This is a genomic window from Kribbella sp. NPDC104740 (assembly GCF_055583505.1).
In genome coordinates this window covers 693456-712236 of the sequence record NZ_JBVJNV010000002.1, presented here as the reverse complement: position 1 = coordinate 712236, position 18781 = coordinate 693456, and the positions used below count along the sequence as shown (strand labels likewise).

The 18781-nt window shown below is 71.1% G+C and carries 19 protein-coding genes; 4 read left to right on the top strand and 15 right to left on the bottom strand.

Annotation, left to right across the window (positions count from 1 at the left end; translation table 11 throughout):
* Position 1 precedes the first annotated feature (1 nt).
* The 4 genes from ACZ6Z4_RS12875 to ACZ6Z4_RS12860 form a co-directional block, all read right to left on the bottom strand.
* Complete coding sequence (locus tag ACZ6Z4_RS12875; protein WP_465562187.1) at positions 2–361, bottom strand: DUF1048 domain-containing protein; 360 nt, start codon at positions 359–361, stop codon at positions 2–4.
* A complete protein-coding gene (locus ACZ6Z4_RS12870) occupies positions 358–684 on the bottom strand; it encodes a PadR family transcriptional regulator (RefSeq protein WP_465562183.1) in 327 nt (108 codons plus the stop codon). The genes ACZ6Z4_RS12875 and ACZ6Z4_RS12870 overlap by 4 nt, the downstream gene beginning before the upstream one ends.
* Before the next feature lie 61 nt (positions 685–745).
* Complete coding sequence (locus ACZ6Z4_RS12865) at positions 746–1423, bottom strand: GAP family protein (protein WP_465562181.1); 678 nt, start codon at positions 1421–1423, stop codon at positions 746–748.
* A 1-nt stretch (position 1424) separates the two neighbouring features.
* Entirely contained in the window at positions 1425–1646 is a 222-nt protein-coding gene (locus tag ACZ6Z4_RS12860) for a hypothetical protein (RefSeq protein WP_363669416.1), read from the bottom strand.
* A 147-nt stretch (positions 1647–1793) separates the two neighbouring features.
* Between ACZ6Z4_RS12860 and ACZ6Z4_RS12855 the strand changes: the two genes are divergently transcribed.
* The gene (locus ACZ6Z4_RS12855) at positions 1794–2813 is read left to right on the top strand and encodes a lysylphosphatidylglycerol synthase domain-containing protein (protein WP_465562178.1); all 1020 of its coding nucleotides are present in this window, start codon (positions 1794–1796) and stop codon (positions 2811–2813) included.
* Here ACZ6Z4_RS12855 and ACZ6Z4_RS12850 read toward each other — a convergent pair.
* Both ACZ6Z4_RS12850 and ACZ6Z4_RS12845 read right to left on the bottom strand, forming a co-directional pair.
* Complete coding sequence (locus tag ACZ6Z4_RS12850; protein ID WP_363669420.1) at positions 2810–3058, bottom strand: SHOCT domain-containing protein; 249 nt, start codon at positions 3056–3058, stop codon at positions 2810–2812. The genes ACZ6Z4_RS12855 and ACZ6Z4_RS12850 overlap by 4 nt on opposite strands.
* The gene (locus ACZ6Z4_RS12845) at positions 3055–3489 is read right to left on the bottom strand and encodes a DUF6325 family protein (protein ID WP_465562174.1); all 435 of its coding nucleotides are present in this window, start codon (positions 3487–3489) and stop codon (positions 3055–3057) included. Before ACZ6Z4_RS12845 ends, ACZ6Z4_RS12850 begins: the two co-directional genes overlap by 4 nt.
* Positions 3490–3637: 148 nt before the next feature.
* Between ACZ6Z4_RS12845 and ACZ6Z4_RS12840 the strand changes: the two genes are divergently transcribed.
* Both ACZ6Z4_RS12840 and ACZ6Z4_RS12835 read left to right on the top strand, forming a co-directional pair.
* Entirely contained in the window at positions 3638–5608 is a 1971-nt protein-coding gene (locus ACZ6Z4_RS12840) for a hypothetical protein (RefSeq protein WP_465562172.1), read from the top strand.
* A gap of 20 nt (positions 5609–5628) precedes the next feature.
* Positions 5629–6735: a S1C family serine protease gene (locus tag ACZ6Z4_RS12835; RefSeq protein WP_465562170.1), complete on the top strand. Its 1107-nt coding sequence runs from the start codon at positions 5629–5631 to the stop codon at positions 6733–6735.
* Here the strand turns inward: ACZ6Z4_RS12835 and glsA are convergent.
* From glsA to ACZ6Z4_RS12790, 9 genes are all read right to left on the bottom strand, one after another.
* Complete coding sequence (glsA, locus tag ACZ6Z4_RS12830) at positions 6732–7715, bottom strand: glutaminase A (RefSeq protein WP_465562168.1); 984 nt, start codon at positions 7713–7715, stop codon at positions 6732–6734. The genes ACZ6Z4_RS12835 and glsA overlap by 4 nt on opposite strands.
* Positions 7715–9505, bottom strand: coding sequence for an SLC13 family permease (locus ACZ6Z4_RS12825; protein WP_465562166.1), 1791 nt, complete (start codon positions 9503–9505; stop codon positions 7715–7717). Before ACZ6Z4_RS12825 ends, glsA begins: the two co-directional genes overlap by 1 nt.
* Before the next feature lie 9 nt (positions 9506–9514).
* The gene (locus ACZ6Z4_RS12820; protein WP_465562164.1) at positions 9515–11182 is read right to left on the bottom strand and encodes an AbgT family transporter; all 1668 of its coding nucleotides are present in this window, start codon (positions 11180–11182) and stop codon (positions 9515–9517) included.
* The gene (locus ACZ6Z4_RS12815) at positions 11179–12678 is read right to left on the bottom strand and encodes a leucyl aminopeptidase family protein (RefSeq protein WP_465562162.1); all 1500 of its coding nucleotides are present in this window, start codon (positions 12676–12678) and stop codon (positions 11179–11181) included. Before ACZ6Z4_RS12815 ends, ACZ6Z4_RS12820 begins: the two co-directional genes overlap by 4 nt.
* 21 nt (positions 12679–12699) lie before the next feature.
* Positions 12700–13182: a DUF1269 domain-containing protein gene (locus ACZ6Z4_RS12810; RefSeq protein WP_363669436.1), complete on the bottom strand. Its 483-nt coding sequence runs from the start codon at positions 13180–13182 to the stop codon at positions 12700–12702.
* Positions 13183–13296: 114 nt separating this feature from the next.
* The gene (locus tag ACZ6Z4_RS12805) at positions 13297–15891 is read right to left on the bottom strand and encodes a LuxR C-terminal-related transcriptional regulator (RefSeq protein WP_465562159.1); all 2595 of its coding nucleotides are present in this window, start codon (positions 15889–15891) and stop codon (positions 13297–13299) included.
* A gap of 128 nt (positions 15892–16019) precedes the next feature.
* Positions 16020–16841: a cytochrome bc1 complex diheme cytochrome c subunit gene (qcrC, locus tag ACZ6Z4_RS12800; protein ID WP_465562156.1), complete on the bottom strand. Its 822-nt coding sequence runs from the start codon at positions 16839–16841 to the stop codon at positions 16020–16022.
* Positions 16842–16895: 54 nt separating this feature from the next.
* Positions 16896–17399, bottom strand: a complete 504-nt coding sequence (locus tag ACZ6Z4_RS12795; protein WP_465562154.1) for a hypothetical protein — start codon at positions 17397–17399, stop codon at positions 16896–16898.
* A gap of 74 nt (positions 17400–17473) precedes the next feature.
* Positions 17474–18061 (bottom strand): hypothetical protein, encoded by a 588-nt coding sequence (locus tag ACZ6Z4_RS12790; protein ID WP_465562152.1) that lies wholly within the window; start codon positions 18059–18061, stop codon positions 17474–17476.
* Positions 18062–18170: 109 nt separating this feature from the next.
* On the opposite strand from ACZ6Z4_RS12790, the gene ACZ6Z4_RS12785 reads away from it, so the two are divergent.
* Complete coding sequence (locus tag ACZ6Z4_RS12785) at positions 18171–18611, top strand: hypothetical protein (protein WP_465562150.1); 441 nt, start codon at positions 18171–18173, stop codon at positions 18609–18611.
* The last annotated feature ends 170 nt before the right edge of the window (positions 18612–18781 follow it).

Sequence of the window (18781 nt, the reverse complement as noted above, 5' to 3'; positions counted from 1 at the left end):
GTCAGTCTCCTAGCTTGGCGAGCTTCTTCGCGACGTTCTTGTTCAGCTGGTCGCGCCAGCGGTCGCGGTAGGTGCGGGCGCCGGCCCCGCCGGCCAGGGCAGCGCTGAGGCCGACGATGTCGTCGCCGACGACCTGGTAGATGGTCTGCCCCTCGGCGGCCGACTCCTCGAGCAGGCCGAGCGCGCTGTCGAAGATCGGCATCAGGTTGCGCCCGGTGAAGTCGGAGTAGCCGAACAGGTGCGCCTTGATCTCCTCCCAGGCGGCCCGGTACGCGTTCGGCAGCGCGGCCGCACGGACCTCGTACGCCTTCCAGTCCCGGGTCAGGTCGCTGCCGGTGATGGTCTCCCAGAACGTCGTCATCGCGTCCCCTCCCTCAGTTTCTCGATCCGTGCGGTCACGTAGTCCCACTTTCCCCAGAAGGTCGCGAGCTCGGCGCGGCCGGCCGCGTTGAGCGCGTAGAACTTGCGCGGCGGTCCCTGCGCGGACGGCCGTTTGGTGACCTGGACCAGCCGGTTGCGCTCCAGCCGGAGCAGGATCGTGTACACCGTGCCCTCGACGACGTCGGCGAAGCCGAGCTCGTTCAGCTGCCGGGTGATCGCGTAGCCGTAGGTCTCCTCGGTGCCGATGATCTCCAGCACACAGCCCTCGAGGGTGCCCTTCAGCATCTCGGTCAGGTCGTCCATCGCGGTCCTCTCTGGTACTCGGTGGCACCGAGTACCAGTACACAGTAGCACCGAGTACCGGCTACCGGAACAGATCCAGCGAGCGGCCGATCAGAGTGGTGGCGAGGACGGTGAGCACGATGACGGTGATCGTGGTGAGGTTGCCGAGCAGCCAGCTCTCCAGCAACTTGAGCGTCGGAGCCGAGCGGCGCGCTCCGGCGACAGCGACCGCAGCCAACGGCACGAGGATCGTCGACGACGCGACGACGACGAACACCACGACCGCGGCGATCAGCGACCCCGTGCCGAGCGCGGCCGAGCCCAGCGAGCTGCCCGCGCTCAGCACCAGCGGCACGTTCTTCAGGTTCGCGAGCGCCGCCCCCGCGCCGGCGAGCACCAGAGCCGGCGCCGACAACGCCGGAATCCGGTCGACGATCGCCGGCCGCGGCGGGGGAGCGTCAGGCGCGGGCCGCGTACGCCAGTACCGCACCGCCAGTACGGCGAACACGAGCCCGACCACCAGCTGCAGTACGTCGACGCCGTCCCGGGTCGCCTCCGCGTTGTCGTCCGCGACCCCATCGGTCAGCCAGGCGACCAGCCCGGTCGCGACCGTCAGCGCGCCGAACCAGCCGGCGGTGAACGCGAGCCCCGCGCGGACCGGCCGGTCCGACATCAGCACCAGCACGATGCAGACCAGCGGCACCGGGCTCAGCGCGATCGCCATCGCCTGCGGGAAGACCGCTCCGGCGACCGGCCACACCTCAGGAGCCGTTCGGGGGCTGGGTCGGCGGGACCTGCAGCACCTCGAGGATGTTGATCCCCAGCATGTCCAGGTGGTTGAGGATGCCGGCCAGCGCCGCCTGGTCGTCCAGGTACCCGTGCAGCACGGTCTGCGCCGGCTCCCGGTCCACGCTGAGCGACGGGAACGCGGCGGTCAGGTCCCGCGACAGGGTGCCCTTCACCCGGATGACGTAGTGGCCCATGGGACGCCCCTTTCACGACCCCTCGCAACGACTGTGCGGCCCGCGGGTCCGCGGGGCATCACCCTTCCTGGGCGACGCCTCCGGACGCCGGACCGGTCGCCCGGATCGGGGGAGGGTGAGCGGGCGCCGGAGCGACAGGCTGGGCAGATGGCCGAGACGTCGACACCGGCGCACCGGGCCAAGGTCCCGAAGCCAGTGCTGCGGGTCGGCCGGGTGCTGCTCGTCGTCGTGGTCGGCTGGCTGCTGCTGCGGCTGATCCGGGGCGTCGACTGGAGCGAGGTCGGCTACGCGCTCACGCACCTGAGCCTGTGGCAGGTCGGTGTGCTGCTGGTCTCGATGCTCTGTCGGCGGGCGGTCCTCGCGGCACCGCTCGCGCTGCTGATCGCCGGTCTGGGCTACGTCCGCGCGATGGTCAGCGACGTCGCCGCGGCGGCGGTCGCGACCATCGCGCCGTCGCCGGGCGATGTGGTGATCCGGCTCGCGATGCTGCGGTCGTGGGGGATCGACACCACGGACGCCGCGTCCGGGCTGACCCTCGCGACGACGCTCTTCTACGTCGTACGGCTGGCCGCGCCCGCGTTCGGCTTCGTGATCTTCTGGGCGGCGCTGGAGTTCTACCCGCCGTTCGCCTGGTCGGGGCTGCTGTTCGGCGCGGGCGCGCTGGTGCTGCTCGTCGGGCTGCTGTACGCGTTGCGCGCCGAACGGACCGCGGCAACGATCGGACGCCTGCTCGGGCGGATGTTTCGCCGGGTGCGGCCGTCCAGCCAGGGCCCCGAGGTGTGGGAGGAGCGGCTGGTCTCGTTCCAGTCGCACAGCGCCGGGCGGATGAGCGAGCGCGGGTGGCTCGCCGTACTGAGTCAGGTGCTGCTGGTCGCTGTCGAGGCTGGCGTGCTCGTGCTGTGCCTGGCGTTCGTCGGGGTGCAACTGGACGGGCGGACGGTTCTCGTCATGGTCTGCAGCTTCATGGTCGCTTACCCGCTGACCGGGCTGCCGCTGATGGGCGCCGGCGTGCTCGACGCGACGTACGCCGCGTTCGTGGCGGACCACACCGCGCTGGACGCGACCGATCTCGTGGCCGGTTTGCTGGTCTGGCGGGTCGCCGTCCAGGTCGTTCCGGTGGTGGTCGGTCTGCTGACGGTGATGTGGTGGCGGCGGTCGACGGCCTAGGCGGTGTCGAGGATCCGCGCCTTCTCGGCCTCGAACTCGGCGTCGCTGAGGATGCCGTCGTCGCGCAGGCTGCCGAGCTCGCGGAGCTGCGCGAGGACGCCGGAGCGGTCCTTCGCGACCGTCGGCGGCGGGGCGACGGTCGAGGCCGCCCACTTGCCCTGCTGACGGGCGGCGACGCGGTTGTGCACGCGGGCCGCCGTACCGGCGATGACGGCGGTCCGGGCCGCGCTCCTGAACAGGCTCACGGTTTCTCCCAGCCTTCACCGAGCGCCGCCTCGATGTCCGCGGCCGGGATCCGGCCGGCGGCGACCAGACGCGCGCCTTCCTCGCGCAGCGCGCTCTCCATCGCGACGACCCACTCGTTCTCGTAGATCACGACGATCGCCGAGCGGCCGGGGGAGACGAAGTCGCCGGCCTCGCGCAGGTCGTCGGCGCCCAGCAGACCGGACGAGCAGCCGGCGAACGGGGTCAGCTCCGGCATCGCGTCGGTGTCCGGTACGGCGAGCGCGAGGGTGCCGTCGGCGGCCTTGTGCACGATCTCGAGGTCGAGGATGCGGACGTGGTCGGCCTCGGCGAGGCGGAGCAGCGCGGCCAGCCCGCGGGGGCCGGGGCCGGACGCGGGGACCTCGACGACCAGCAGGTCGATCGGGCCGAGCACAGGCTCCTGCTCCGGCATCGGGCCTCCCAACGGAATCCGCGGAACACCCAGATCCTGCGGTGCCGCCGGGAGCGGGCGGATCACCCGAATCGGGTGACCTGGCCGGCGCCGATCAGGCCGGAGGCGGATGGTGTGGGGAGTGCGCGGGCGAGCACATCCTGTGGGCATGACGGCTTGGAAGAGAGCACTGGCAGCGATCGCGTGCAGCTTGCCGGCCGTACTGTTGCTGACCACACCTGCCCAGGCCGCAGATCCTCCGGCCGACGCCGCCGCACAGCAGCTGGCCGAGCGCTACGCGCCGGTCGTCAAGCTCCAAGGCGATTCCTCGCGCTGTGCCGACGGCGAGCAGTTCCAGCCCACCGACGTCGAGGCCGTGCTCGGCGACCAGCAGGTCGCGCTCCGCGGACCATGGCGACCACCCGACCTGGTCAAACCGCAGCCCGAGGCTGCCGACCTCGGTCACGGCTTCCCCGGCCACTTCCTCGATTTCCCCGGCGACCCGCTCCGCCCCGGATGCTCGTACGCCGAGTGGTCGGCCCGGATCAACGCCGCCCACCCGTCGACCGTCTACGCCCACGTCGTCTCCGACTCGGCGTTCCCCGGCCAGCTCTCCCTGGAGTACTGGTTCTTCTACGTGTTCAACGACTACAACAACACCCACGAAGGCGACTGGGAGTCGATCCGGCTGGTCTTCGACGCGGCCACTCCGCAGGCCGCGCTCAGCACCGAACCGACCGCCGTCGGCTACAGCCAGCACGGCGGCGCCGAACGCGCCCGCTGGGGTGACGACAAGCTCGAGCTCGTCGACTCCACCCACCCGGTCGTCTACCCCGCGGCCGGCTCGCACGCGAACAAGTACGGCCGCCGCCTCTACCTCGGCCGCGGCTCCGAGGGGCTCGGCTGCGACGACACGACGAACCCGGCCACCGAGCTGCGCCCCCGCGTCGCCTACGTCCCGATGGAGCGCGCCGACTACCTGCGTCAGTACCCGTGGCTGGCGTTCGAAGGACGCTGGGGCGAACGGCAACGATCCTTCTTCGACGGACCCACCGGCCCGAACATGAAGACCTCGTGGACCGCGCCGATCCAGGACGCCGAGGCGAGCTGGCGCGACGACAGCAGCACGGTCCCGGCCGGAACACTGCTCGGCCCGAACAGCACGAACGCGTTCTGCGCCGCCGTCGCGACCGGGTCGAACCTGCTGCGCGAGACCCTCGACCGCACCTGGTTGCTCGGCCTGATCCTCGCCGCGGTCGTCGTACTGATCTGGTACGCCGCCAGCCGCACCCGCTGGACCAACGCCGATCCGCTCCCGGCCCGCACGCATCGAGCGTGGGGCCAGACGGTGGTCGCGGCCTTGCAGCTGTTCCGGCGACGACCGCGGCTGTTCGCGGGCTTCGCCGCGGCGTTCGTCGTACTGAGTCTGCTGACGCTCGTCCTCGCCGAGCTGCAGGTCGCGCGACGTGACGCCCCGACCGACCTCGGTGCCCCCACCGAGAACGCGACCGGCTTCTGGGCGTCGCTGACCGCGCTCGTCATCACGCTGCTCACGGTCGCGACGTACGTCGTCCTGCTGGCGGCCGTGACGGCGACCCTCGACCAGCTCGACCGCGGCCGGCCGATGACGGTGTCGCGCGCGCTGCAGGTCGTGGCCGCGCACTGGCGACCGTTGACATGCGCGGCCGTGCAGTACTTCGTCGTGATCACCGTGCTGACGGTCTTCGTCGCGACGATCCCGCTGGCGATCTACTACGCGGCGAGCCGTGCGTTCGCGATCCCGATCGTGATCGCCGAACGATGCAACGGCCGGACGGCGCTCAGAGGCAGCCGCCTGCTCGTGAAGGGCCGCTGGTGGCGCACCGCCGGTCCGCTCGCGATCGTCGTCGGGCTCGCACTGGCGGCCGGACCGATCGCCGGGATCGTCCTGCTGCTGGGCACCGACCTGGCACCGGGGCTGATCAACCTCGCCTCGTCGGTGCTGTTCGCGCTGGCGATGCCGATCGCGGCGGCCGCGGTCGTCTACCTGTCCTTCGACCGCGCCGAACCGCGGCCGGATTCACCCGGATCAGGGGAGCTGCCGGGCAGTCGCCGAACCTATTCTCGGGATGGCGACGGGAGCGTGCGCGCAGGCTCCTGACCGGACCGGAGGAGGCCGAGATGGTCCAGCCCGAACCGCCGGCGGCACGCCGCTCCTGGAACCCGCTGGTGCCGATCGCGGCTGCGGCTGCGGTCGTCGGCGCGGTGATCACCGCCCTGGTCTTCGTCGCCGTACGGGACGACAGCGGCAACGCGTCGACTCCGGCGGCGGCCGATGCGGACACCGCGATGTGTGCCGCCGTACCGGTCGCCGACCAGGTGCTCCCGTCGATCGTCACGATCTCGGCCCGCCGCGGTGCCCAGGCCGGGACCGGGTCGGGGCAGATCATCACCGAAGGCGGCTACGTCCTCACCAACGACCACGTCATCTCCGTCGCCGCTGGCGCGGGCGGCGCGGTGAGTGTCCAGTACAGCGACGGCCGCAGCTCCGACGCCGTGATCGTCGGGCGCGATCCGAGCACCGACCTCGCCGTACTGAAGGCAGCCGACGCCGCCAAGGACTACCCGCTGATCGGCTTCGGCTCGTCGGCCGCGCTGAAGATCGGCCAGCCGGTGGTCGCGCTGGGCGCTCCGCTCGGACTGGCCAGCACTGTCACGTCGGGCATCGTCAGTGCGCTGGACCGGTACGTGCCGGTGCCGGGCGACGGGGTCACGCACCACCTGATCGGCGCGATCCAGACCGACGCGGCGATCAACCCGGGCAACAGCGGCGGCGCGCTGGTCGACTGCTCCGGCAAGCTGGTCGGGGTCAACGCGGCGATCGCGACCGTGCCGAACGAGGCCGGGGTCGGCGGTGGCGGCAGCGTGGGGCTGGGCTTCGCGATCCCGGTCGACCTCGCGAAGCCGATCGCGGACTCGCTGATCAAGACCGGTCGGCCGGGACACCCGACGACTGGGCTGCAGGTGCAGGAGATCCCGCCCGCGGTCGCGAAGGCGTCGGGGGCTCCGACCGGGTTGTTCGTGCTCGCTGTCGACGCCGGGGGACCGGCCGCGAAGGCAGGGCTGAAGGCGGGCGACATCATCACGCGGATCGACAACGAGCCCGCGACGAGCAGCGAGCAGATCGTCGTCGCGACGCTGACCCGTCAGGTCGGGGAGACGATCGAGCTGACCTTCGTACGGGGTGGTGCGCCGTCCAACGCCATGCTGACGCTCGGGGCTCCCTAAGCCGGAGCAACCGGCTGCGACGCCAGCAGGTCCAGCCCGAGATGTCGCGACAAGTACCGCGCGGTCAGGATCCCCTGCACACTGTTGCCCGCCTCGTCGAGCCGCGGCCCGTACGTCGCCAGCGCGCCCTTGCCCGGCGAGACCGTCACGATCCCGCCGCCGATCCCGCTCTTCCCCGGGATCCCGACGTCGAGCAGCCAGTCGCCCGACGTCTCGTACAGACCCGCGATCGTCATCACCGCCAGCGTCACCCGGGCGATCTCCGGGTCGACCACCCGCTCCTGCGTGATCGGGCAGACGCCGCCGTCGGCCAGCGTCGCGCCCATCATCGCCAGGTCGGTCGCGGTGACGCTCAGGCAGCTCTGCCGGGTGTACAGCTCGACGGCCTCGTCGGTGTCACCAGCCAGCCCGTCGACGCTCTTCAGCAGCGCGGCCAGCGCGCGGTTGCGGTGGTTGGTGGCGAGCGCCGACGCGAGCACCTCGGCGTCGAGCGCGAGCGGCCGCCCGGCGAAGCGGTTGAGACCGTCGAGCAGCAACCGCCACCGATCGTCCAGGCTCGCGCCCGGCGTCAGGCTGGTCGTGGCGATCGCCCCGGGGTTCACCATCGGGTTGGTCCGCCCGGCGTTCGACCGCTCGACCGCCTGGACCGAGTTGAACGCGAGCCCGGTCGCGTTCACGCCCACCAGCGCTCGGACGGCGTCCACACCGACGGCCTGGCAGACCAGCGCGAACACGAACGGCTTGGCGACGCTCATGATCGTGAACGCCCGCCGGGAGTCACCCACCTCGTACAGCCGGCCGTCGATCGCCGCGACGCAGATCCCGAAGCTGTTCGGGTCGGCGCGGGTCAGCGCCGGGTAGACCGCCGACAGCTCGCCGGCGTCCGTCGTACCGAAGAGCCGGTACGCCGTCTCGACCAGCTCGCCGACGGTCGCGACCCCGGGCAGGCCGCCCGTCGACACGAAGCGGTCCGGCGGCATCAGAACGGCCAGACCAGCGGGACGATGACGATTGCCGTCAGCAACCACCAGGCGAGCACCACCAGCCCGAGCTTCCAGTAGTCGCCGAACCGGTAGCCGGCCGGGCTCATGATCATCATGTTCGCCGGGGTCGAGATCGGGGTCAGCAGCGAGGCCGCGCCCGCGACGGCGACCAGCATCAGCACCGGCTGCACCGACGTCCCGGTGCCCTGCGCGGCCGCGACCGCGATCGGCGCGACGATCAGCACGGTCGCGGTGTTGCTGACCATCTGGCCGAGCGCGGCGGTGAGCACGAACAAGGCCAGCAGCAGCAGGTACGGACGGCCCGGCCCGACCGCGTCGACGATCAGGTCGGCGATCCGGTCGGCGCCGCCGCTGGACCGGATCGCGCCCGACAACGGGATCAGCGCGCCGATCAGGACGACGATCTGCCAGGAGATCGCCCGGTAGGCCTGGCCTGGCGTGACGACCTTCGTCAGCACCATCGCGGTCGCGGCGAGCACCCCGGCCATCGCGGGCGGGACGGCGCCGGTCGCGAGCAGCACGACCATCGCGACGAGCACGGTGACGGCCACCGACGCCTTCGGGCCCCAGGGGACCGCTTGGCGGCGGACCAGCTCGGGGGCGTCGACGAGCAGGACGTCGCGGTCCCGGGTCAGCTCGTCGAGCTCGGGCCAGGGACCGTAGACGAGCAGCGCGTCGCCCTCGGCCAGCTGGGTGGACCGGCGGCCGCGGTCCTTGCCCATCCGCTGCACGGCGATCACGACCAGGTCGTGCGCCCGGTGCATCCCGGGGAAGACCGTCTCGCCGACCATCGACGACCGGGGCGGGATCACCACCTCGACGACCCCGGCGTCGCGGGTGATCAGCCCGTCCATCGGCACGGAGGTTGCTGCGAGCAACGACTCGGTGGTCAGCCCGGCGACCTGGTCGGCCGGACCGGTGACCACCAGCACGTCGCCGACGTCGATCGCCGCGTCCGCGCGCGGCCGGCCCTGGCCGTCCTGGATCCCGACGATCACCACGTCCGGGTACGACGTGAGGTCGACGTCGTGCGGCACCCGGCCGAGCAGCGGCGAGACGTCGCGGACCTGCAGCCGGTGCAGGCGCTCGGGCAGCGTGTAGTGGGCGTGCAGCGTGGTCGCGTGCACGGCGAGGTCGGCCGCGGGGTTGGCCGGCCGGGCCGCCGGGAGCAGCTTCGGGCCGAGCAGCACCGAGATCGCGATCGTGCCCACCACCAGCGGGACGCCGACCACGGCGAAGGAGAAGAACGGGAACGGGCCGGCGCCCGCGTCGTTCGCGGCGTCGGAGACGATGATGTTGACCGGCGTACCGGTGAGCATCAGCAGCGACCCGGCGCTGCCCGCGAAGGTGAGCGGCATCAGCATCCGCGACGGCGGCTGACCGATCCGGACGGCGAGCATCACCACCAGCGGCAGCAGCGCCGCCACCGCGCCGTTCAGCGTGATCAGCGCCGAGAGCACGGCCGACAGCGCGGTCACGGCGACCAGGAGCCGGCCGCGCGTCGTACCGGCGTGTTTGACGATCTGCTGTCCCGCCCAGACCGTCACGCCGGTCGAGTCGACGCCCTCGCTGACCACGAACAGGGTCGCGATGAAGATGACGACCGGGTCCCCGAACCCGGCCAGCACGGTGGTGAAGTCGAGCACGCCGGTGATCCAGAGCGCGAGCGCGGTGAGCACCGCGACCACCTCGACCGGCAGCCGGTTCGCGACGAACGCCACGACGGTGAGCCCGAGGATGATCAGGCTCACCGTGCCGTCATCCATGGCGCGGGCCTAGCCGAGATGCACCGGGGAGGACGGCCCCCACGGGATCCCGGTCAGGTACCAGACCACGTAGAACAGCGCCCAGGCGACCAGGACCACCAGCGTGTACGGCAGCATCATCGAGACCACCGTGCCGAGCCCGGCCTTCTTGCGGTACTTCTGGCAGACCAGCACGATGAACGGCAGGTAGACCATCAGCGGGGTGATCACGTTCACCGGACCGTCCCCGACCCGGTACGCCGCGACGACGGTCTGCGGCGCGATCCCGAGCCGGTAGAACAGCGGCACGAAGATCGGGGCCAGGATCGCCCACTTCGGGATCACGCCGGGCATGATCAGGTCGATCACGACGACCAGCACGATGAACCCGATCAGCAGCGGCAGCGCGCCGATGTCGGCCCGCTCCAGCAGGTCGGCCAGGCCGGTCGCGGCCAGCGTCGAGATGTTGGTGTAGTTGAAGTAGGCGATGAACTGGGCGATCAGCAGCATCAGGAAGATCAGGCCGCCGAGCCCGTTGAAGGTCTTCACGATCGCGTTGATCACGTTGGTGCTGCCGGTCAGCGATTTCGCGCCGCGGCCGTAGCCGAGGCCCGCGGCCAGGAACAGCATCGAGATGATGAACAGCAGGCTGCTCATGAACGGGGACGACCCGAAGATCTCGCCGGTCTCGGGGTTGCGCAGCGGCGCGTCCGGGATGAACGTCAGCGCCGACACGATCGCCACCGCGACCAGCAGGTAGTAGACCGAGAACCGCAGCCCGCGCGACTCCAGCGCCATCTCCTCCTCGGTCGGCACGTGGTCGGCGGGCGCGTCCGGCGGTGCCTCGGCGGGGTCGTAGCGGCCGAGCCGTGGTTCGAGCACGCGCTCGGTGACGATCGTCATCACGATCGCGCAGAAGATCGTCGAGGCGATGCTGAAGAAGAAGTTGTGGGTGACGTTGAGGTGCACGTCGGGCGCGACCAGCGCGACGGTCTCGTTGGTGACCTCGGTGATGATGCCGTCGGCCGGGGTGATCAGCACGTTGACGAAGAAGGCCGCGCTGACGCCGGCGTACGCGGCCGCGATCCCGGCCAGCGGGTGCCGGCCGAGGGAGACGAACGCGGCGGCGCCGAGCGGGATCAGGACCAGGTAGCCGGCGTCCGAGGCGACGCTGGAGATGCCGCCGAGCAGCACGATGATGAACGTGATCGCGCCCTTCGGCGCCACCTTCACCATCTTGCGGATCAGCGCCGCGATCAGCCCGGCCTCCTCGGCCACGCCGACGCCGATCATCGCGACCAGGATCACCGCGACCACGCCGAAGTCGTTGAAGTTCTGCACGGCGGTGGTGAACATGAACCGGATGCCGTCGCCGTCGAGCAGGCTCTCGGCGGTGATCGTCTCCTCGCGGACCTCGAAGTCCGGGACCGGCGGGGCCGGCGGAGCGTCGTTGCCCGCGACGCTGGTGCCCTGCGGGTACTCCGGCGCGACCTGGACGGTCGCGGGTTCGGCGACCTCGGTGGTCACGCTGGTGCCCGCCCAGGACAGGATCTGCGACGTCACGATGACGATCACGATCAGGCCGAGGAAGATCAGCGCCGGGTGCGGGACCTTGTTGCCGACCCGCTCGATCCCGTCCAGGACGCGCTGCATCCCGCCGGCCTTGACCGGCTTGTCACCGACGGTCTTGGCGTTCATGACGGTGTCGCGAACGAACGGGCGAACTCGATCAGCAACCGGGTGCCGAACCCGGTGGCGCCCTTGTTGCGCCAGCTCCGGGCCTCGGGCAGCTGCGCGGTGCCGGCGATGTCGAGGTGCGCCCAGGGCTTGCCGTCGACGAACTCCTCGAGGAACAGCGCGGCGGTGATCGAGCCCGCGTTCACGCCGCCCATGTTGGTCATGTCGGCGATCGGGGAGTCGAGCTGCTTGCGGTACGACCGGTGCAGCGGGAGCTCCCAGACCGGTTCGTCCACGACCTCGCCGGCTTGACGCAGCTGGTCGACGACGGTCGCGTCGTTGCCCATCACGCCGGCGATCTCGACCCCGAACGTACGCAGGCAGGCGCCGGTCAGGGTCGCGATGTCGACGATCGCGTCGACCGGTTCCTCGGTCGCCAGGGCCAGGCCGTCGGCCATCACCAGGCGGCCCTCGGCGTCGGTGTTGAGCACCTCGACCGTCGTACCGTTGCGCATCCGCAGTACGTCGCCGAGCATCATCGCCGACCCGGACGGCATGTTGTCGGTGCACATCAGGTAGCCCGTGACGGCCGCCGTACAGCCGAGGTCGCGCAGGGCGGTCATCGACGCCAGCACGGTCGCCGCGCCGGTCATGTCGTTCTTCATCTGGGCGTGCGACTCGTCGCTCGGCTTCAGGCTGATGCCGCCGGAGTCGTACATGATCCCCTTGCCGATCAGCGCGATCCGGCCGGTCGGCCGGTCGGGCGTGTAGCGCAGCCGGACCATCCGTGGCGGCTGCACGCTGCCGCGGTTGACACCGAGCAGACCGCCGCAGCCCATCGCGACCAGCTGGTCCTTGTCGTAGACCTCGACCTCGAGGCCGGCCGCCGTACCGACCTCGACGGCGATCTCGGCCATCCGTACGGCGGACAGCGTCGTGGCGGGACAGTTGGCCAGGTCACGACCCAGGCTGCACGCCGCCGCGACGATCCGGCCGCGCTCGACGCCTTGCCGTGCCTCGTCCGAGTCCTCGTCGGAGGCCACCACGAGCAGGGACTCCAGCGTCGGTTTGTCGGCGTCCTTGCCGAGGAAGTAGCGCCAGCGGGCGAGCAGGACGCCTTCGGTGACGGCCTGCGCGAAGTCGGCGACCGAGACGCCGCGCAGCTGCGGCGGCACCTCGATCGCCAGCCGCCGGTGCCAGGGCACGGCCCGGGCGAAGTCGGCCGCCAGGTCCCGGACCAGCGCGAGGTCGACCTCGCCGGCACCGGTCCCGATCGCGACCCGGACCGGTCCTTCGCTGCGCGGCTGCACGAGCGACTCGCCGCGCCGGCCGGTGAAACCGGCCGAGGCCAGCGCGGCCCGGTCGGCTCCGAGCTCCGCGGCCGGCTCGCCGTCCGCACCGACCGGCACGGCGAGCGCGTCGGCCTCGGTCTGCGCCTGCTCCAGTGACCCGACCCCGACGGTGGCCTGGAAGCGGGTCGACGGGATCGGGTCGAAGTCGTCCTTGGTGGTGTTCACGAAACCTCCTCCGGCCGGACCTCAGCTCTGCAGAGCCTGGATGAGCTCTTCCTCGCGCTCCTTGGTCAGGTTCGTCTGGATGATCGTCGGGCTGAACGGCTTCAGCGCGTCCACGACGCGGTCGACGGTCGCCGACCGGGCCAGCAGGAACACCGCGGCCTTGCCCTCCTGCAGCTGGCTGCCGACCTGCTTGATGAGGTCGTCGTTGATACCGACGTCGGTGAGCTTCCCGGCCACCGCGCCGGTGGCGGCGCCGACCGCCAGGCCGGCGATCGGGTTCAGGAAGATCAGCCCGATCACCGTGCCCCACAACGCGCCGCTGGCCGCGGCCGGGCCGGTCAGGGCGATCGTCTGCTCGATCCGGACCTTGCCCTTGGCGTCCTTGTAGGCGATCGCGGCGTCGTCGCGCTGCAGCAACTGCTGCTTGGCCAGGTCCTCGGTCAGTTGAATCACGCGTTCGGCGTCCTCACGGCTGTCCAGCCCGAGCACTACCAGATGGGTCATGGTGGGTTCCTCCTCTGCAGAACGCCTCATCCCATCAACCCCGGTGGCGGCGGGCCTCCTCCGAACAAGGTGACCTCGGACGGCGGCGTACCGGTCACCCGGTACGGGGGAGGGCTAGAGCAGCCCGGCGGTCCGGCCGACCCGCAGCGCCGCGGACCGCTTCTCGACGCCGAGCTTGCGGTACAGCGACATCAGGTGCGTCTTGACCGTGTTCTCGGTGATGAACAGGGCCTGGGCGATCTCGGTGTACGAGCTGCCGAGGGCGAGCTCGTCGAGCACGTCGGCCTCGCGCGCGGTGAGCTGGATCCGGGCGCCGTTGATGACGGCCTCGAGCCGGCGGGGGAGCGGGCGGTGGGCGTCGGGCCTCGTTCGAGCGAGCAGGGTGGTCCCGCCGACGTCGGCCCAGCCCGCGGGGTCGCCGGCCAGCTTCTCCAGGGCGACCGCTGCGAACGGGTGCGGGTTCGGGCCGGTCACGTGCCGGCGGAGGCGGTCGAGGAACGTCGGCTCGTGGCTGATCGAGACGACGGCATGGAGGAGGTGCTGCGGTGTCACGCGGTTCAGGGTGTCTACCAGCGCGGCGTCGGCCGCTGATTCGTCGCCGGTCCTGGCCAGCAGCACCGTACGGAACGACGCGGCCGCGGCCGCCAGCGGGAGATAGAGGTCCGGCTGGTCGAGCACGCGGTCGATCAGCGCCAAGGTGGCCTGGACGTCGCCGTGCACGATCGACACCATCGCCCGGATCAGCTCGGCCTCGGCCGAATGGCCGTTGCGTTCGAGGACGCCGGCCTGGGTCTCGACCACGGGCAGGTCACCGACGAGGTCGGCCAGCTGGATGCGCAGCAGCGCGAGGTCGCGGGAGAGGAAGGCCGGGAGGGGACCGGCCGACGCCGGGTCGGTGGTCAGCTCGGTGAGTGCCTCGTCGAGACGGCCGGCCTCCATCAGCAGTGAGGCCCGCAACATCGATCGCAGCGCGCAGACGACGGTGTCGGACTCCGCGACCTTGGTCTCCGTCTGGTGGTGCTGCCAGGCGGCGTCGGGATCGAGCTCGTGCAGGGCGGCGAACCCCAGTACGACGTGCGCGCGGGCGGCGTACTCCTCAGGAAGGCCACGGCTGCCACCGGCGTCGAGGGCGCCCTGCGCCGAGCGGGCCGCGTTCTGGACCTGGCCGCGCGCGTACAGCACGATCGCGCGGTGGGCGAGGGCGCCGGCGATGAGCTGCTGGTGGGCGGCCATCCGGGCGCTGACGAGGGCCTCGTCGAGATCACTGAGCGCGCCGTCGAGGTTGTTGGCCCAGGTCTCGGCGGCGGCGAGCTCGATCAGCAGCCAGGTCAGGCGCTCGGGGCCGAGGACGGCCTTGGTGAGCAGCGATCGCGCGCGGGCGATCGCCACGTCGACGTCGTACCAGCCGTAGCGGGACTCCCACAGCCGGAGCAGGACGACGTCCGCCGCGAGCGCGTCGTCGTCCGGGTCCGCCGGGTCGATCTTGCTGAGCTGGGCGTCGCCCGCGGCCGCGTCGAGGACCGCGCCGTCGACGTACCCGGTGACGCGGCGGAGCAGGCCGCGGACGCCGAGCAGGTGTGGGTGCTGGCCGACGTACAGGGGTGGCAGGGCTTCGAAGGCGGTCTCGACGAGCGTGGACTCGCCGGCGGACAGGATCGCGGGGCCGTGCCGGAGCAGGATCCGGCCGATCAGCGCCGCGTCGTCGGTGCCGACCGCGCTGCGCAGGGCGTTGACGTGGTCGCCGCGGTTCTCGTGGTAGACCGCTGAGCGGTGCTGGGCCTCGACGACGAGCCCCTTGTCCTCGTCGCTGGATGCGATCCGCCGGCGGAGCAGCTCCACCAGTAGCGGGTGGTACTGGTAGTGCGGGTCGCTGCCGGGGCCGTCGACGTACGCCGTGACCAGGAGGCCGTTGCCGGCCAGATCGGCGAGCATCGGACCGGCCTCGGCGTCGCCGCTGAGTACGGTGGCCAGGTGCTCGGTCAGCGACGTCGCGCCGAAGGTGCTCAGCAGCATCGTCTGGACCGGCTCGTCGAGTGTGCTGAGGGTTTCACCGAGCAGGAGGTCCAGCACCGGGCGCTGGTTGACCAGCGGCCAGACGGCGTCGCCGGAGGCCTGCAGCGTCCGGGCGGCGAGGACCAGGGCGGCGGCCCAGCCCGCCGTACGTTCCTGGAACACCATGATGTCGTCGGCGGTCGCGCTCTCGGCGTGCGCCCGGACCAGCGCGGTCGCTTCGGCGTCGTTGAACCGCAGGTCGCGGGAGCGCAGCGTCAGCGCCATGCCGCGGATCTCCAGCTCGGCCACGGGCAGCGCGAGGTCGTAGCGGGTGGCCAGGAGCAGGCGGACCGCGTGCGGCGACTGCTGCAGCACGCTGGAGATCTCGGCGACGTCGGCGGCGGGTAGCAGGTGTGCGTCGTCGATGACGACCGGTACCTCGCTGTCCAGAGCGCTCGCGAGGGTCTCCGGTGTCTGCCCCGAGACCCAGACGACCGGCTCCCCGGCGCGCTGCCGGCGAGTGACCCAGTCCGACAGCAGGACGGTCTTCCCGGTCCCGGCCGGTGCGACCAGGACGGTCAGCGCCGAGCGGACCCCGAGATCGAGGGCCGCGTGCAGACGCTCCCGGGAGACGAGTGTCAGTGGCGGGCGCGGGAGGTTCCCGGCTCGCTGGGGGTGCTGCTGTTGCCGTGGTTGCCGTTGTGCTGGACCCGCCACGCGCATCACCCCCTGGGTGGGCGTGCCCGTCGTCGTTGCCGTCCTCCACGTTCCGGGATACGACACTAACGGGTCCGTGACCATTGCGGCAGGGGTTCGCGGGGGTCGGTCTTGGGCAAGCGTTCGAGTCAGTCGTCCTTCGTGCCGCGGTGCACGCGCGGCACCTTCGCGCCGATCCAGACCGCGACCGCGACCAGCGAACCGATCCCGACGATCCAGCCCCACAGACCCTCGGAGACCGGGCCGAGCCGGCCGAGACCGAACCCACCCGGATCGTCGCGCTCCTGCAGCGCCACGACGTACGCGATGATCGCGCGCTTGTCCTCGGGGAGCAGGACGTGGTCGGAGAACACCGGCATCTGCTGCGGGCCGGTCAGCATCGCCTGGTAGATGTTGCGCGGCGTCGACGTCATCAGCGTCGGCGCGTACCGGCCGTTCGGGAGCGCGCCACCGCGGCCCGCGAAGTTGTGGCAGGCCGTGCAGTTGGTGCGGAACAGCTCGCCGCCGCGGACCACCTCCTCCTGCGTCGCCTTGCTGATGTCGTACGACTCCTCCGCGGGGACGGCCGGGCCGGGCGCGAGCGAGGCGACGTACGCCGCCAAGGCGTTGATCTCGTCGACGGTGAAGACCGGCGGCTTGCGGGGGATCTGGGCACCGGGCTGGGCCGCGGGCATCCGGCCGGTGCTGACCTGGAAGTCGACCGCGGCCGCGCCGACACCGATCAGCGACGGACCGGTGTCGCGGCCCTCGCCGTTGGTCCCGCCCTCGGCGTTGAGGCCGTGACAGCTCGCACAGCTGACGGCGAAGAGGCGGCGCCCCTGCTCGATCTGGTCCGACTGCGGTCCGTCGGCACCGGACGCGTTGTCCGGCGCCAGTACGGCGTACGCCCCGCCGACGGTCACCAGGGCGGCACCGACGACGAGTGCGCGCGCGAGTCTGCCCCTCTTCACCAGTGCAGGCAAGCATGGCCGGGTGGTGCTGGGGATCCCCTGAATCGGGTGACGTCAGCGGGCGTCTTTCCTGGCTTGCCGGCGGGCGCCGGCGGCGCGGGAGGAAGCGTCCTTCTTCAGGCCACCGGTGGTCTTCACTGTTTTTCTCGCCGCAGTCTTCGGCGGCATGCTCTCCAGCTTTGCTCCAGCTGTCGCCTTTCCAGCTGCTGTCTGTCCACCCCGCGCGGCTGCCAGCCGTTCACTCCGCAACTCCATCGACGCCCGGCTCGCCGCCGCCGCGACCTCCCGGCTCACCCGCGCCAACGCCCCCTCGAACAACTCCGCCTTGTCCCGATCGCGCTGGTTCGCCGGATAAGCCATCCCACGCCCACCCGCCGGCGCCACCGCGGCTCCGGCTGCCCGCCGGTAGTTCTTCACGTACTTCGTCCGAGCCCGTCGTACGCGCTGATGCAGCTCCAGCAGCTCGTCCTCGTCGAGCGCCTTGAGAGCTTCCGGCTCGGTCTCGTCCATCAGCCGGCGCTCGACCCCGCTCAACGAGTTCAACAGCCCGCGATTCATCCCGCCTCCTCGCCGTACCCCCGACGAGACTGTTCCTTGTCGACCTGCTCCCGACCTCCCCTGATCCAGGCGACCTACCCGCGGGGCACGACCTGGGTGACGGTCCCTCTCGCCGGTGCAGCGGTCTTGGTACGAGGCAGTGCGTCGTTCCAATCCCCATCCCGATCGAAGGAGGCAGCCCGGCACCCCCTCGCACCATTCACCGGCAGCGGCCTGCCGTAGACATCACAATGCACCCAAGGCCCGTCATCCTCAGCCGGCCGCCTGATCCGATGCCGGCAGTACCGGCAATCCGCCCACACCACCAACGGATCCTCGAACGTCCCACGCCTGGTCAGCTCCTCCAGCCGCAGCGTGTACCCATCGATCTCGTCAGCCACAGACTGCTCCGACTCCCGAAGCCGCTCCCGACGCTCGATCGCCTCCTGCCGGCACACGCGTACATCAGCGATGAGCGCATCAAGCTCCACCTCGGTCTCCGGCGCTGTCGCGTGGAGCTCGACGCGCTCTGCGTGCAGCCGCCCGAGCGCGGCCTTCGGCCCAGCAGCACGCCGATCGTGCTCCTCCCGATCGATCTGCTCATCCACCCAGGCCAACGTCAACCTGTGCAACTCCGCGCGATGCCTCGCGATCTCCGCGGTGATCCGATCGAGCTCCTCCACCCGCACCACGATAGAAGGCGGCCCGTCAACGTAAGGTGCTCCTGCACGTCATCGCGTAGGTAAGGGCTCTGTGGTGGATGCTGAGAGAAAGCGCGACGAGATCCGGGCGATGCTGATCGGGGCGAACGTCGGTTCAGTCGGCCGGGCCCTGACCATGGGGATCGTCGAACTGACCGGCTCGCAGGGGCAGCGGTTGGCGATTCACGCCCAGTGCCCGTTCAGGCTTCTCCACGACGAGAAGATCCTGCTTGGGTCGGCTGACATGAAGTTCCCTCAACGCGGGGCCGGGACAGCGGCGTTCGACGAGTTCCGGACGATCTTCGACTCGGCCGCGGTGATCGTGAACGACATCCTCGGACGTCTCGACGGGCTGGTGTCGGAGGTGCAGATCTCGAGCGGCGGGGCATTGATCGTGCGGTGGTCCGCCGGAATGGCCCTCGAGGTCTTCCCTGACTCCTCCGGGCCTGTCGAGGCTTGGCGTGTTCTCGATCGTGACGCGACGGTGTCCGGTCAGGGGGACTACGGTTTTCCGTGGGACCTGGACATCTGACAGGTCGTTCCTGGATTCAGCCGGTTGCTCTGGACGGCTGCAGACGGCGAGGGGGGGGGGGGGGGGGGGGGGGGGTTCCCCCCCCCCCCCCCCCAGAGCGCCCTGGGCCGGTGGGGTTGGGGGGTGTGAGCTAAAAACAGGACGTCGCGGGTCGGCGTATATCCTACCCC

Bases quoted from the DNA above. Each gene is read 5' to 3' on its own strand.
- ACZ6Z4_RS12875 (WP_465562187.1), bottom strand. From the start codon at position 361: ATGACGACGTTCTGGGAGACCATCACCGGCAGCGACCTGACCCGGGAC.
- ACZ6Z4_RS12870 (WP_465562183.1), bottom strand. From the start codon at position 684: ATGGACGACCTGACCGAGATGCTGAAGGGCACCCTCGAGGGCTGTGTG.
- ACZ6Z4_RS12860 (WP_363669416.1), bottom strand. From the start codon at position 1,646: ATGGGCCACTACGTCATCCGGGTGAAGGGCACCCTGTCGCGGGACCTG.
- ACZ6Z4_RS12855 (WP_465562178.1), top strand. From the start codon at position 1,794: ATGGCCGAGACGTCGACACCGGCGCACCGGGCCAAGGTCCCGAAGCCA.
- ACZ6Z4_RS12845 (WP_465562174.1), bottom strand. From the start codon at position 3,489: ATGCCGGAGCAGGAGCCTGTGCTCGGCCCGATCGACCTGCTGGTCGTC.
- ACZ6Z4_RS12840 (WP_465562172.1), top strand. From the start codon at position 3,638: ATGACGGCTTGGAAGAGAGCACTGGCAGCGATCGCGTGCAGCTTGCCG.
- ACZ6Z4_RS12835 (WP_465562170.1), top strand. From the start codon at position 5,629: ATGGTCCAGCCCGAACCGCCGGCGGCACGCCGCTCCTGGAACCCGCTG.
- glsA (WP_465562168.1), bottom strand. From the start codon at position 7,715: ATGCCGCCGGACCGCTTCGTGTCGACGGGCGGCCTGCCCGGGGTCGCG.
- ACZ6Z4_RS12825 (WP_465562166.1), bottom strand. From the start codon at position 9,505: ATGGATGACGGCACGGTGAGCCTGATCATCCTCGGGCTCACCGTCGTG.
- ACZ6Z4_RS12820 (WP_465562164.1), bottom strand. From the start codon at position 11,182: ATGAACGCCAAGACCGTCGGTGACAAGCCGGTCAAGGCCGGCGGGATG.
- ACZ6Z4_RS12810 (WP_363669436.1), bottom strand. From the start codon at position 13,182: ATGACCCATCTGGTAGTGCTCGGGCTGGACAGCCGTGAGGACGCCGAA.
- ACZ6Z4_RS12795 (WP_465562154.1), bottom strand. From the start codon at position 17,399: ATGAATCGCGGGCTGTTGAACTCGTTGAGCGGGGTCGAGCGCCGGCTG.
- ACZ6Z4_RS12785 (WP_465562150.1), top strand. From the start codon at position 18,171: ATGCTGATCGGGGCGAACGTCGGTTCAGTCGGCCGGGCCCTGACCATG.